The organism is Kitasatospora sp. NPDC001095 (assembly GCF_053598615.1).
The window spans coordinates 40,939-54,873 of the sequence record NZ_JBSFKQ010000028.1 but is presented as its reverse complement, the minus strand read 5'-3'; the positions used below and the strand labels follow the sequence as shown (position 1 = coordinate 54,873).

Sequence of the window (13,935 nt, the reverse complement as noted above, 5' to 3'; positions counted from 1 at the left end):
TGTTCCCGTTCCCGGGGAATTCACAGGGAACTCCCAGGAATGCGAGGCCGCGCGCGAATTGCGCGTTCCGGATCTGACGCAAGACCAACCCCCTGCCGGTTTCGGCCCGTCGCAACGCCGACGGGCCTGGTGAATTCCGTCCGGGGGGCGGGCTGTCGCCACCCAGGACGTACGGCCCGTGGGCCTGCCGGATTGACAGGGCCACGGGCCGTACACCGTACCGCTATTCCGTTAATACCGGGAGTTGACCGGCCAGTAGGGATGTCCACCGCGCGGACACGCCGGAACAGTTACCGGATTCTTACCCATCCGCATTCCGGGCAAATGTCGCCGCTGCCGGTCAATACCCGCGGAGGGCGGACGTCCGGCGGACACCGAACGGATGTCAGTACGCCCGGGCGACGAGCGCGACGTTGCCTTCCTGGTCGTCCGTCTGCGGCACCGAGCCGTCGGCGGCGACGATGCAGCGGACCGTGACGCCCTGCTCGGCCAGCTTGGCCTCGCCCTCCGCGCCGAGGTCGGCCCAGGAGATCCGGCCCCAGCCGGTCGCGGCGGCCTCGATGGCCTCGTCGATGGTCTTGACGTCGACCGTGCGGGACTCGCGGCGCTCACGGGACTGGCGCAGCAGCAGCGCCTGGTCCTCCTCCAGCACGCCCGGGAGCAGCGTGGCCAGGGCGTCGATGGAGACCGGCTCCTTGCCGCCCGGGATGCGGCGGGCCAGCATCGCGGTGCCGTTCTCCAGGTCGCGCGGGCCGACCTCGATGCGCAGCGGGACGCCCTTGAGCTCCCAGTCGACGGCGCGGCGGCCGAACGGGGTGTCGGTGCGGTCGTCGACCACGACCCGGATGCCGGCGGCCTCCAGCTGGGCGCCGATCTCGCGGACCTTGGCGATGACCGCGTCGTCGCCCTTGATCGCGAGCACGACGGCCTGGACGGCGGCCAGGCGCGGGGGCACCCGCAGGCCGTTGTCGTCGCCGTGGGACATGATCAGGCCGCCGACCATGCGGGTCGAGACGCCCCAGGAGGTCTGCCAGACGTGCTCGCGCTCGGCGCCCTGCAGCTGGTAGGTGGTGTTGAACGCCTTGGCGAAGTTCTGGCCCAGCTCGTGGCTGGTGCCCATCTGGAGGGCCTTGCCGTCGCCCATCATGCCCTCGAGGGTGAGGGTGTTGATGGCGCCGGCGAAGCGCTCCTTGGCGGTCTTGCGGCCGAGCACGACGTCGATGCCGAGCACGTTGGTCATGAAGTCGCCGTAGACCTGGGTGTGGATCATCGACGCGTAGTCACGGGCGTCCTCGTAGGTGGCGTGGGCGGTGTGGCCCTCCTGCCAGAGGAACTCGGTGGTGCGCAGGAAGACGCGCGGACGCAGCTCCCAGCGGACCACGTTGGCCCACTGGTTGATCAGCAGCGGCAGGTCGCGGTGGCTCTGCACCCACTTCGAGAAGTACTCGTTGATGATCGTCTCGGAGGTCGGCCGGACGACGACCGGCTCCTCCAGCTGCTTGCCGCCGCCATGGGTGACCACCGCGAGCTCGGGGGCGAAGCCCTCGACGTGCTCGGCCTCCTTGGTCAGGTAGGACTGCGGGATGAACATCGGGAAGTAGGCGTTCTGCGCGCCGGCCTTCTTGATCCGCGCGTCCATCTCCTGCTGCATCCGCTCCCACAGGCCGTAGCCGTACGGTCGGATGACCATGGTGCCGCGCACCGGACCGTTGTCGGCCAGCTCGGCCTTGTTGATGAGGTCCTGGTACCAGCGCGGGAAGTCTTCCGCCTGAGGGGTGAGAACGGGTGCCTTAGCCATGGGGCGAATGGTACGGGGCCCGGGGCCCCGGTTTCGAATCGGTATCACCGGATGGGGGCGCACCACCGTGACACGCGCGCACCACCCTGCACCCCTCTGGACGCCGGGCCCGACCCGCTGTTCGCTGGTGTGGGGCGGGACTTTGGGGGAGCCGTAGCAGCACACCGAAGGACCGGATGGGAGGCCGCCATGGCTTCAGCGCGGACGACCGGCACGACCGCACGACCGACGGGCGCACGCCCGCACCACCCGCGGACCGGGGCGGCGCGCCCCACGCGGGCGCGCGACTGGGCGGAGATCCAGGAGCGCATGCTGGTGCCGCTCTACGAGGCGGTCTACGACCGGTTGGAGGTCGGCCCGGCGAGCAGCGTGCTGGGCCTGGGCTGCCGGTCCGGGCTGGCCCTGCTGCTCGCGGCCGGCCGGGGCGCCCAGGTCGCCGGACAGGAGCCGCGCGACGAGCTGCGCGAGCTGGCCCGCGCCCGTCGGCTGCGGGTGTGCGCGGGGGCCCGGACACCATCCGCCGTCCCCCACCCGGCCCATTCGCTGGTGACGGTTTTCGAGCAGCTGCCCGGCGCCGCCGAGCCCGGCCCGGTGGTGGCCGAGGCCGCCCGGCTCGCCCTCCCGGGCGGGCACGTGGTGCTGGCCGCCTGGGGGCCGCCGGAGCGCTGCGAGAGCGCCCCGGTGCTGGACGTGGCCCGGCGGATGGCGGGCCGGACCAGCGCGCGCGACCCGTTCGAGCTGAGCGCGCCCGGCGCCCTGGAGGACCTGCTCGCCCCGGCCGGGCTGCGTCCGGCCGGCAGCGGCCGGGTGAGCTGCCCGTTCGCCTACGCCGACCTCGACAGCGCGGTGCGCGGACTGCTCTCCACCGGCCTGTTCGAGCCGGCCGAGGAGTTCTCCGGCGCCTCGCTGGTGGCCAAGGAGCTGGAGGAGGTGCTCCAGCCGTACCTGCGCGCGGACGGCTCCGTGCGGATGGAGAACGTGTTCCGCTACCTGGTCGCCGAGCGGCCGCGCTAGCCAGAGCGGGGATCGCCGGGCAGAGCGGGGACTGCGACGGGCGAGAGGCGGGGCAGGAGACGGGGCAGGAGGCGGGGCAGGAGGCGGGGAAAGGACGGGGAAACACGAAATCGGGAGCGCCCGCCACCATGGCGCACGCCCCCGATTCCCGGCTTCACGCCCGGCCGATCGACTTCCCATCGGACCCATTGGACCCATCGGAGCCGTCGGCCCCCTCGGAGCCACCGGCCCCCTCGGACCCACCGGAGCCACCGGGCCCCTCGGCCCCTCCGGAGCCCTCCGCCGACGCCCCCCGCGGCACCCCCGCCGCCCGGTACGCCTCCGCCTCGTCCAGCGTCTCCGCCTCCAGCAGCGCCGCCGCCAGCGCGTCCAGCCGGTGCCGCTGCTCGGTCAGGATCCGCAGCGCGTCGTCGTAGCACTCGGAGACGATCCGCCGGGCCTCCTCGTCCACCGCGTCCAGGGTGGTCGGCGCGGCGGAGAGCCCGTACGCGCCCTGCGGGTCGGAGGGCACCGCGGTGAGCCGGCCGACCCGCTCGCTCATCCCCCAGCGCCCGGCCATCCCGCGGGCGATGTTGGTGACCTGCTCCAGGTCGCTCTCCGCGCCGGTGGTGATCACCCCGTAGACCACCTGCTCGGCCGCCATGCCGCCGAGCGCGCCGATGATCCGGCCGCGCAGGTAGGGCTCGGTGTACGAGTAGCGGTCGTCCTCCGGGGTGGAGAGGGTGACGCCGAGCGCCCTGCCGCGCGGCACGATGGTGATCTTGCGGACCGGGTCCGCACCGGGCTGGAGCATGCCCAGCAGCGCGTGCCCGCTCTCGTGGTACGCCGTCCGCTCGCGCTCCTCCTGCGGCATCACCAGCGGCCGCACCGCACCGAGCTGGACCTTCTCCAGGGCGTCCGAGAGGTCCCGCTCGTTGACCGCGTCCTGCTTGCGCTTGACGGCCAGCAGCGCGGCCTCGTTGACCAGGTTGGCGAGCTCGGCGCCGGTCATCCCCGGCGTGACCTTGGCCAGCTGGTTGAGGTCGGTGCCGCCGGCCAGCGGGACGCTGCGGCTGTGGATGCGCAGGATCGCCGCCCGGCCCTCCCGGTCGGGCGGGCTGACGGTGATCCGCCGGTCGAAGCGACCGGGGCGCAGCAGCGCCGGGTCGAGCACGTCCGCCCGGTTGGTCGCGGCGATCACGATGACGCCCTCGGAGCCGGTGAAGCCGTCCATCTCGGTGAGGATCTGGTTGAGCGTCTGCTCGCGCTCGTCGTGCCCGCCCATGCCGCCGCCGGCACCGCGCTGGCGGCCGATGGTGTCGATCTCGTCGATGAAGATGATCGCCGGGGCGACCTTGCGGGCCTCGGCGAACAGCTCGCGGACCCGGCTGGCGCCGACGCCGACGATCATCTCGATGAACTCGGAGGCGGAGGCGGAGAAGAACGGCACGTTCGCCTCGCCGGCCACCGCCCGGGCCAGCAGGGTCTTGCCGGTTCCGGGCGGGCCGCTCAGCAGCACGCCGCGCGGCATCTTGGCGCCGAGCCTGCGGTACCGCTCGGGGTTCTTCAAGTAGTCGACGACCTCCGTGAGTTCGGCCTCGACCTCGTCGATGCCGGCCACGTCGGCGAAGGTGGTGCGCTTGCCCTGCTCGGCGGTGACCGGCTTGGGCGGGGCCTTGCGGCCGAGCGGTCCGCCGCCGAGTCCGCCGGCCATCCGGCGGGCGAGCATCACCCAGATGAAGATCAGCAGCAGCATCGGGGCGAGCGAGAGCAGCAGGTTGGTGAGGAAGCTGCGCTGCTGGATCGGCGAGGTGGCGGTGACCTCGACGCCCTGCTGCTGCAGGGTGGCCCAGAGGTTGTCGCCCGCGAAGGAGGGCCGTTGGGTGTCGAACTCGGTGTAGTCGCCCTTGCCGCCGTCGGGCTTGGGCTGGGCGGTCTTGAGGGTGCCCTCGATCGCGTCGCCCTTGGCGTAGATCTTGGTGATGTTGCCCTTGTTCAGCTGGTTGTTGAACTCGGTGTACGAGATCGTGGTGGAACCGGCGGGGCCGAAGAAGGACAACAGCAGGTCGGAGATCAGGAACACCACGAGGGCGGTGAGGGCGAGCCCCACCCAGCCGCCGGGCATCCGGCGCTTGGGCGGCGGGGGCGGGGCACCCTCCGAGCGCCAGGGCTGGTCGGGAGTCTGACGTGGTGGCACGGGTTCGGTCACCCATCGGACAATACGGACAGGTGCTCGGGCGAGCCAATCGCAACGCCGCGCCCGAGCCGCCGTACGGCCGCGCCGGCCGCTCCCACCAGCGGTTATGCCGTCGCGCCCGGCCACTCCTCGGCGGTCAGCGCGAACCGCTCGTGGTCGCGCCAGTCCCCCTGGAGGAACAGCATCCGCGGGGAGAAGCCCTCGTGCCGGAAGCCCAGCCGCTTGGCCATCGCGATCGAGCGCTCGTTGTCCGGCTGGACGTTGATCTCCAGCCGGTGCAGGCCCAGTCCGTCGGACGACCGCGGGGCGAAGCAGCGGTCCAGGACCAGCCGCATGCCCTCGGTCATCCGCCCGGTGCCGTTGAACGGCAGGTACGAGTCGTAGCCCAGCGTGGCGTTGCAGAACCGGCTCATCACGATGTTGGCGACGTTCACCTTGCCGACCAGTCCGCCGGTCTCCCGGTCGAGGATCAGGAAGGTCCGCAGCCCGGAGCCCTGGCGCTTCAGCAGGTCGGGCAGTCCGTCCGGCTCGACCGGGTTCCACCGGCCGATGTGTTCCGCGGACCGCCGGACCGCGTCGGCGTAAACGGCCGTGTCCTCGGCCCTCGGGGCCCTGATCATCACTCGCATGCCCCCATCATCGGACACGCGATCGGCCCGCCGCCCGGAAAAACCGGACGACGGGCCGACGACCAGACCCGATCAAGGACTACAGCATGTCCTTGAACTCCTTGGGCAGCTCGAAGTCGGCCGGGCCCTTGCCCGCGCCGAGGCCGAACGCACCGCCGTCCGCCGGACCCTGGCCGGCGCCCGGGCCGAGCGCGCGGCGCTCGGCGGCCGCGGCCTCCTCCTGCGCGCGCTTCAGCGGGTTGCCGCTCTTGCGCTTGCCCTTGGCCTGCGGGGCCTTCTTGCCGGACTTCTTCGCGCCGCCGCCCATGCCGGGGATGCCCGGCATGCCCGGCATCCCCTTGCCGGAGGCCATCGCGGACATCATCTTGCGGGCCTCGAAGAACCGCTCGACCAGGTTCTTCACCTCGCCGACCTGGACGCCGGAGCCCTTGGCGATGCGGGCCCGGCGGGAGCCGTTGATCAGCTCCGGCTCGGCGCGCTCGGCCGGGGTCATCGACTTGATGATCGCGCCGACCCGGTTGACGTCCTTGTCGTCGATGTTGTTGATCTGGTCCCGGATCTGGCCCATGCCCGGCAGCATGCCGAGCAGCTTGGAGATGGAGCCCATCTTCTGGACCTGCTCCAGCTGGGACAGGAAGTCGTCCAGGGTGAACTGCTTCGGGCCGCCGCGCAGCTTGGCGGCGATCTTCTCCGCCTCGGCCTGCGAGAAGGTCTGCTCGGCCTTCTCGATCAGCGAGAGGACGTCACCCATGCCGAGGATGCGCGAGGCCATCCGGTCCGGGTGGAAGGCGTCGAAGTCGTCGACCTTCTCGCCGTTGGAGGCGAACATGATCTGCCGGCCGGTGACGTGCGCGACCGACAGGGCGGCACCGCCGCGGGCGTCGCCGTCGAGCTTGGAGAGCACCACGCCGGTGAAGTCGACGCCGTCGAGGAAGGCCTGCGCGGTGGTGACGGCGTCCTGGCCGATCATCGCGTCGACGACGAACAGGACCTCGTCCGGGTTCACCGCGGCGCGGATGTCGGCGGCCTGCTGCATCAGCTCGGCGTCGATGCCCAGGCGGCCGGCGGTGTCGACGATGACGACGTCGTACTGCTTCTGCTTGGCGTACTCGATCGAGTCCGTGGCCACCTGCACCGGGTCGCCGACGCCGTTGCCCGGCTGCGGGCCGTAGAAGGCCACGCCGGCGCGCTCGGCGACCACCTGGAGCTGGTTGACCGCATTGGGGCGCTGGAGGTCGCAGGCGACCAGCAGCGGGGTGTGCTTCTGCTTCTTCAGCCAGTGGCCGAGCTTGCCCGCGAGGGTGGTCTTACCGGCACCCTGGAGACCGGCGAGCATGATCACCGTCGGGCCGCTCTTGGCGAACCGCACCCGGCGGGTCTCGCCGCCGAGGATCGCGATGAGCTCCTCGTTGACGATCTTGATGATCTGCTGCGCGGGGTTCAGCGCGCCGGAGACCTCGGCACCGAGCGCCCGCTCCTTGACCTGCTTGATGAAGGCCCGGACGACCGGCAGCGCGACGTCCGCCTCCAGCAGCGCGATGCGGATCTCGCGGGCGGTGGCGTCGATGTCCGCCTCGCTCAGGCGGCCCTTGCCCCGGAGGTTCTTGAACGTCGCTGCGAGGCGATCGGAAAGGGTGTCGAACACGTCGTCGCGGGTCCTCTGCGGCATCGGTATCGGTACGGTCGTCGCCCCCCAGGGTATCCGGCCGCCCCGGGTACGGTCTCCACCCCCGGTCGGAACGCCCGCGCGCACCCCGCCCGCACCCCGGCCGACCCGCCGTCCGGCCTCCCTCCCGGCCTTCCCCCGCGGGGCCCGCCACGCCACGCCGAGCGCTCAGCCCAGCGCGGCCCGGACCGCCGCCGCCACCTCGCCGGCCCGCCGGGCGGTCAGCGGCCGGCCGGCCCCGTCGGTCAGGTAGAACGAGTCGACGGCCTCCGCGCCCAGCGTGGAGACGTGCGCGGTGCGCACCCGCACGCCCGCTCCGTCCAGTGCCCGGCCGATCCGGTGCAGCAGCCCGGGGGCGTCGTGCGCGCGGACCTCCAGCACGGTCGCGGTCGCCGAGGCCACCAAGGGCGCCACCGCGACCAGCGGCGGCGGGGTGGGGATGCCCCGGCGGCGCGGGGCCGCGGCGTCCCGCTCGGCGAGCCGGCGGGCGACGTCCAGCGAGCCGTCCAGTGCCCGGCGCAGGTCGGCCCGCAGCCGGGCCGCCTCGGGCAGCTCGCCGTACTGGGCCGCCACCCGCCAGGACAGCAGCAGCACCGGCCCGGCGCCCACCGGGTCCAGCTCGCGCAGCCCGGCCGAGCGGACGGCCAGCCGGTGCAGCGCGAGCACCCCGGCGGCGGTGCCGAGCAGCCCGGGACGGTCCGGGACCGCCAGGTCCAGCTCGACGCCCATCGGCTCGGCGCCCGGCGCCGTCCCCTCGGACCGGGCCCGCAGCGACAGGGCGGGCTGCCCCGTCCTGGCGGCCTCCACCACGAGCCGCTCCTGCTCGGCGGTCGGCGCCGGCACCACCGGCGGGGCGCCCGCCCCGGCCAGCCGGTCCGCCACCCGGGCCACCAGGCCGTCCACCAGTGAGGCCCGCCAGGCGCTCCACGCGGCGGGGCCGGTGGCCAGCGCGTCCGCCTCGGTGAGCGCGCGCAGCAGCTCCAGCTCGGCCCGGGTGGTGACCACCTTGGTGATCGCCTCGACGGTCGCCGGGTCGTCCGGGTCGCGCCGGGTCGCGGTGTCCACCAGGGTCAGGTGGTGGCGGACCAGCACCGCCAGCGTCTCGGTGTCCTCGGGGCCGAAGCCCATCCGGGGGCCGAGGTCGCGGACGATCACCTCGCCGGCCTCGCTGTGGTCCCCCGGCCAGCCCTTGCCGATGTCGTGCAGCAGCGCGGCGACCAGCAGCAGGTCCGGCCTGGCCACCCGGCGGGTCATCGCGGCGGCCCGCACCGCCGTCTCCACCAGGTGCCGGTCCACCGTCCAGCGGTGCACGGCGTTGCGCTGCGGACGGCAGCGCACCCGCTCCCAGTCCGGCAGCAGCCGCCGGACCAGCCCCTCCGCCTCCAGCGCCTCCCACACCGGGACGGCCGCCTCCCCCGCGCCCAGCAGGGTGACCAGCTGCTCGCGCGCCTCGTCCGGCCAGGGCACCGGCAGCGGGCGGCACTCGGCGGCCAGCCGGCGCACCGTGGCGTACGAGACGGTCAGCCCGTTCTGCGCGGCGGCCGCCGCGGCGCGCAGCGGCAGCACCGGGTCGGCGGCCGGCCGGGCGCCCCGGGCGAGCACCGCCTCGCCGTCCTGCTCGACCACGCCCTCGGCGAGCGGCCGCCGCTCGACCGCGCCCCGGGCCCGCCCTCCGGCGCCGTGGACCTGCCCTCCGGCGCCGCGGCCGGGGCCGACGAACGGGATGCCCGGACGGCGCACCCGCCGACCGCGGTCGGCGCGGGCCGCCAGCACCCGGTCCACCGCCCGCCAGGTGACGTCGCCCGCGTACGCGATGGTGCGGGCCGCCTCGTAGACCCGGCGCAGCAGGGTGTCGGCGTCCAGCACCCCGAGCCGCTCGGCGACCTGGTCCTGGTCCTGGAGGCCCAGCCGGTCGGTGGCCCGGCCGGTGGCCAGGTGCAGGGCGTCGCGCACGTCGGCCAGCCGCCGCGCGGCGGCGTCCAGGCCGTCCCGGGGCGCGTCGGCGAGCCAGGTGGCGGCGATCGCGTCCAGCACCACGACGTCGCGCAGGCCGCCGCGGGCCTCCTTGAGGTCGGGTTCCAGCAGGAAGGCCAGCTCACCCTGCCGTTCGGCCCGCGCGCGGGCCAGCTCGCGCAGCTCGGGCAGGCGTGCGGGGGCGCTCGCGCGCCAGTCGGTGAGCACCGCGGAGCGCAGCGCATCGGTGAGCGCCCGGTCCCCGGCGAGGTGGCGGGCGTCCAGCAGGCCGAGCTGGGCCTTGAGGTCGGCGGCGGCGACCGAACGGGCCTCGGCCACCGTGCGCACCGCGTGGTCGAGCCGGGCGCCCGCGTCCCAGACCGGGTACCAGATCCGCTCGGGCAGCTCCCGGGCGATCGGGCCGGAGTGCAGCAGCAGGACGTCCAGGTCGCTGCGCGGGGAGAGCTCGCCGCGCCCGTACCCGCCGACCGCGACCAGCGCGACGCCGGGCGGGGCGCCGGCGGCGGCGAGCAGCCCGGCCAGCCAGTCGTCGGTGAGCCGGGCGAGCGCCCGCCGGCGGGGGCGGCCGCCCGGACCGGGGCCGGCGAGCAGCGCGGCCCGGGCGGCGGCGTGCCCCGCGGGGTCACAGGGGTCGACGGGGTCGGAGGGGCTGGTCTCGGTGGTCATGCGCGGAGTCCCGTCCGTCGTGCTGGTGGACCGTCGCACCGGTGAGCCCCGTACCGCCGTTCCGGCCCGAGGACGAGCCGTTCGGCCGGCCGGGGGACGCCGGTGCGCCGTCGGGGGGACCCTCCCCTGGCGAAGGGCCCGCCGGTGCGCGGTCGGGCTACAGGGCGTCCGGCCCGCGCTCGCCGGTGCGGACCCGTACGGCGGTGTCGACCGGGACGCTCCACACCTTGCCGTCGCCGATCTTCCCGGTCCTGGCGGCGTTCACCAGGACCTCGATCAGGTCCTCGGCGTCCTCGTCCTCGGTCAGGACCTCGATCCTGACCTTCGGTACCAGGTCCACGGTGTACTCGGCCCCCCGGTACACCTCGGTGTGGCCGCGCTGGCGGCCGTAGCCGCTGGCCTCGGTGACGGTCAGGCCCTGCACCCCGAAGGCCTGCAGGGCGGCCTTCACCTCGTCCAGTCGGTACGGCTTGATCACGGCGGTGATGAGCTTCATCGGGCGTCGACCTCGGTCTTCTTCTCGGCGGGCTTCGCCGCGGGCTCCGGGTCCGGCTCCGCGGCGGCGGACCGTTCGGCGACGGGCTTCGCGGCAGCGACGGCCAGGCCCGGCAGGGCCCGGGCCAGGCCCGCCCCCACGGCGCTGAAATCGTAGGCGGACTCGGCGTGTTCGGCCCGGTCGATGCCGGCCACCTCGACGTCCGCGGCGACCCGGAAGCCGATCAGCCGGTCCACCGCCTTGGCCAGCAGCCAGGACAGCACGAAGGAGTACGCCGCGACCACCGCCACGCCCATCGCCTGCTTGCCGAGTTGCCCGATCCCGCCCCCGTAGAACAGGCCCTTGACGCCCTGGCCGACTCCGCCGGTGGCGAACAGCCCGACCAGCAGCGAGCCGACCGCGCCGCCGACCGCGTGCACGCCCACCACGTCGAGCGAGTCGTCGAAGCCCCAGCGGTACTTCAGCGAGACGGCGGCGCAGCAGACCGCGCCCGCGACCAGCCCGATCGCCACCGCCCCGAGCGGGCTGACCGAGCCGCAGGCCGGGGTGATCGCGACCAGCCCGGCCACCGCTCCGGAGGCGGCACCCAACGTGGTGAACGCGCCGTGCCTGAACCTCTCGCAGACCAGCCAGCCGATCAGCGCCGCGCCGGTGGCGACCTGGGTGTTGACCATCGCCATCGCGGCGACGCCGTTGGCGGCCAGCGCCGAGCCCGCGTTGAAGCCGAACCAGCCGAACCAGAGCAGTCCGGAGCCGAGCATCACCAGCGGCAGGCTGTGCGGGCGCATCGGGTCCTTCCGGAAGCCGATCCGCTTGCCCAGCACCAGGCAGAGGGCGAGCCCGGCGACGCCCGCGTTGATGTGCACGGCGGTCCCGCCGGCGAAGTCGATCACGCCGTTGCGGTCTCCCAGCCAGCCGCCGTGGCCGCCGTCGAAGAAGAACACCCAGTGCGCGACCGGGAAGTAGACGACGGTCACCCAGAGCGCGATGAACAGCCCCCAGGCGGCGAATCTCGCCCGGTCCGCCACGGCGCCGCTGATCAGCGCCGGGGTGATGACCGCGAACATCAGCTGGAAGAGCGCGAAGGCGGTGACCGGGATGGAGCCGGCCAGCTGGTCGAGGCCGAGGCCGCGCATCCCGAGGTGGTCCAGGTTTCCGATCAGACCGGCGAAGGAGTCGGGCCCGAAGCTGAGCGAGTAACCGTAGAGGACCCACAGCACGCTGACGATGCCGAGCGAGAGGAAGCTCATCGCCAGCATGTTCAGCGTGCTCTTGGCCCTGACCATCCCCCCGTAGAAGAAGGCCAGCCCCGGGGTCATCAGCATGACCAGGGCGGCACTGATGAGTACGAAGGCGGTGTCGCCCGCACTGAAGCCGTCCGGCATCGGCGTCTCCTCTGCGTCCAGGCCGATCCGTACCCGGGGATCCGTCCCGTGGTGCCACCCGGGGCGTCGGCGTTGGGACGAGCGTGTCGAAGGCGGGTTTCGGCCGGTGTGGCCGGTTGTTTCACCGCCGTGACACGTGCGACGCGCGGGTTACGGCTGCGTGAACCGCGGCCCCACCCGGCCCGAACCGCCGCGCTGCCGGCCGCACCGCCGGACTCCGGACATGCCACCGACCGTGACGGCGGCGGCCGCCACGGTCGGTGGAGCTTCCCTCGGAAGGCCCTCGGCGGGACCGGTCAGACCACCGAGACGAACTCCGGGATGTCCTGGACCACCCGCTCCTTGAGCCGGCTCACCGCGTCCACGCCCTTGAACCGGGCCGCCGCGGCCTCCGTGGTCTTGCGCACCCGGGAGTTCAGCCGCTCCGAGCGCACCTTGGTGGCGATGTCCACCGCCTGCTCGGCCATCACCGCCGCCTGCTCGGCCTCCTTCTGCAGCAGGTGGACGCTGGCCATGCCGATCAGGTTGAAGGCGTACGAGCGCACGTGGTCGGCGTCCTGGCGGAACAGGTCGACCGCGGTCTCCATCACCGGCGCGGACATCGAGGCGTAGAGCTCGGCGTTGTCCGAGTGGTACGCGAGGTCGCGGAAGGAGTGCGCGTTCTCGGCGTTCAGCTCGGCCGGCGAGAAGAACTTCAGCCAGTCCGGCTCCTGGTCCCCCTCCCGGATGTCGGTGAAGGTGTCCTCGGCCAGCCGGACCGCCCGGGCGCAGCGGTTGACCTCGCCGATGGTGGCGTAGGCGCGCGCCTCCATCGCGTACAGCAGGGACTGCTGGCGCGCGGTGGCGGTGTCGCGGCTGCCGTACTGGGCCAGGTGGATGAGCTCCAGGGCGTCCTCGCCCCGGTTGAGGTGGATCATCTGGCGGCTCATGTCGGTGAGGATCAGCGCGCCGAACGGGCGGTCGCCCGCCTCCTTGGCCGCGTGCAGGGCGAGCACGTAGTACTTCTGCGCGCTCGGGTGCATCCCGACGTCGTACGACATCCACCCGGCCAGGTGGGCGAGTTCGGCGGTGAGCCGGAACAGCCGCTTGGTGGTGTCCTCGCTGTACGTCTCCTGGAGCAGGTCGGTGACCTCGTGCAGCTGGCCGACGACGGCCTTGCGGCGCAGCCCGCCGCCGTTCTGCGCGTCCCACTGCCGGAACATGACCGTGGTCTGCTCGAGCAGTTCGAGCTCGGGTTCGGAGAGCCGGCCGGTGAACGCCTCGCCGCCGTTGGCCGCGGTGAGGATCGGGGTCGGGACGCCGGTCGGGCCGGGGGTGAGCCAGCGCTGCATCGGCTCGATCAGCGCGGCGCCCGCGGTCAGCGCCAGCGAGGTGCCGAGGAAGCCCCGGCGGTTGAGCATGAGGTCGCTGCGGGAGTAGTCGCTGATCAGCTGGACGGTCTGCGGACCGCTCCACGGCAGGTCGACGCCGCCGCCCACGGTCGAGACCGGGATCGCGGCGCGCAGGCCGAGGTCCTCGATCGAGACCACCGAGCCGAACCGCTCGGAGAAGAGCTCCGACATGATCTTGGGGATCGGCTCGCGGGGCTGCTCTCCGTCGAGCCAGCGGCGCACCCGCGAGGTGTCGGTGGACACGTGGTGGGCGCCGATCTGCCGGGCCCGGCGGTTGACCTGGCGGGCCAACTCGCCCTTGGACCAGCCACTGCGGGCGAACCACGTGGTCAACTTCTCATTCGGCTGCTTCTCTGCCATGGGTAACGTCCCCATCCCGCCCGGCCCCTAGCGGGGCCCCCGATCGTGACCGCCCGACGGTTGCGGGCTCTTGCCAGACGTGCCGTGCCTGAGGTGCTGCCGTGCCACGGCACCGCCGTACCGCGACGCCCTCGCACTGGTGTGCCAGCGTTGCGGACGATCCGTCAGATCCCCGACTCCCGCGCCTCGGCGGCCCGGAACGGACTCCTCGACGACATCCGCACGCTGAACGTAATGCCCCACGACGAGCCCGCGGGAGCGGCCCTGGCGAAACGCCACCTTTCGCCACCCCCAGGAGTGAACCGAAGCCCGAGGGCACACGCTTCACTTAGGGAGTCCCAACGGCCCGGCATATGCGGGTCGCCAAGTCCACCGAAGCG

At 73.4% G+C, this 13,935-nt stretch carries 9 protein-coding genes; 1 reads left to right on the top strand and 8 read right to left on the bottom strand.

Annotation, left to right across the window (positions count from 1 at the left end; translation table 11 throughout):
• Positions 1 to 385 precede the first annotated feature (385 nt).
• Positions 386 to 1,798 carry a proline--tRNA ligase gene (gene proS / locus ACWDBB_RS22545; RefSeq protein ID WP_449791313.1) on the bottom strand — a complete coding sequence of 471 codons (1,413 nt, stop codon included), beginning with the start codon at positions 1,796 to 1,798 and terminating at the stop codon, positions 386 to 388.
• 189 nt (positions 1,799 to 1,987) lie between these two features.
• Between proS and ACWDBB_RS22540 the strand changes: the two genes are divergently transcribed.
• A complete protein-coding gene (locus ACWDBB_RS22540) occupies positions 1,988 to 2,812 on the top strand; it encodes a class I SAM-dependent methyltransferase (protein ID WP_449791312.1) in 825 nt (274 codons plus the stop codon).
• Positions 2,813 to 2,966: 154 nt separating this feature from the next.
• Here ACWDBB_RS22540 and ftsH read toward each other — a convergent pair whose 3' ends face one another.
• From ftsH to nsdA, 7 genes are all read right to left on the bottom strand, one after another.
• Complete coding sequence (ftsH, locus tag ACWDBB_RS22535) at positions 2,967 to 5,000, bottom strand: ATP-dependent zinc metalloprotease FtsH (protein ID WP_449791311.1); 2,034 nt, start codon at positions 4,998 to 5,000, stop codon at positions 2,967 to 2,969.
• A 92-nt stretch (positions 5,001 to 5,092) separates the two neighbouring features.
• Positions 5,093 to 5,617 (bottom strand): GNAT family N-acetyltransferase, encoded by a 525-nt coding sequence (locus tag ACWDBB_RS22530; RefSeq protein WP_449791310.1) that lies wholly within the window; start codon positions 5,615 to 5,617, stop codon positions 5,093 to 5,095.
• Between the two features lie 79 nt (positions 5,618 to 5,696).
• Complete coding sequence (ffh, locus tag ACWDBB_RS22525) at positions 5,697 to 7,262, bottom strand: signal recognition particle protein (protein ID WP_449791343.1); 1,566 nt, start codon at positions 7,260 to 7,262, stop codon at positions 5,697 to 5,699.
• A 189-nt stretch (positions 7,263 to 7,451) separates the two neighbouring features.
• Positions 7,452 to 9,923 (bottom strand): [protein-PII] uridylyltransferase, encoded by a 2,472-nt coding sequence (locus ACWDBB_RS22520; RefSeq protein WP_449791309.1) that lies wholly within the window; start codon positions 9,921 to 9,923, stop codon positions 7,452 to 7,454.
• Between the two features lie 157 nt (positions 9,924 to 10,080).
• A complete protein-coding gene (locus ACWDBB_RS22515; RefSeq protein ID WP_449791308.1) occupies positions 10,081 to 10,419 on the bottom strand; it encodes a P-II family nitrogen regulator in 339 nt (112 codons plus the stop codon).
• Positions 10,416 to 11,804 (bottom strand): ammonium transporter, encoded by a 1,389-nt coding sequence (locus ACWDBB_RS22510; RefSeq protein WP_449791307.1) that lies wholly within the window; start codon positions 11,802 to 11,804, stop codon positions 10,416 to 10,418. The genes ACWDBB_RS22515 and ACWDBB_RS22510 overlap by 4 nt, the downstream gene beginning before the upstream one ends.
• A 296-nt stretch (positions 11,805 to 12,100) precedes the next feature.
• The gene (nsdA, locus tag ACWDBB_RS22505) at positions 12,101 to 13,555 is read right to left on the bottom strand and encodes a transcriptional repressor NsdA (protein ID WP_449791306.1); all 1,455 of its coding nucleotides are present in this window, start codon (positions 13,553 to 13,555) and stop codon (positions 12,101 to 12,103) included.
• Between the last annotated feature and the right edge of the window lie 380 nt (positions 13,556 to 13,935).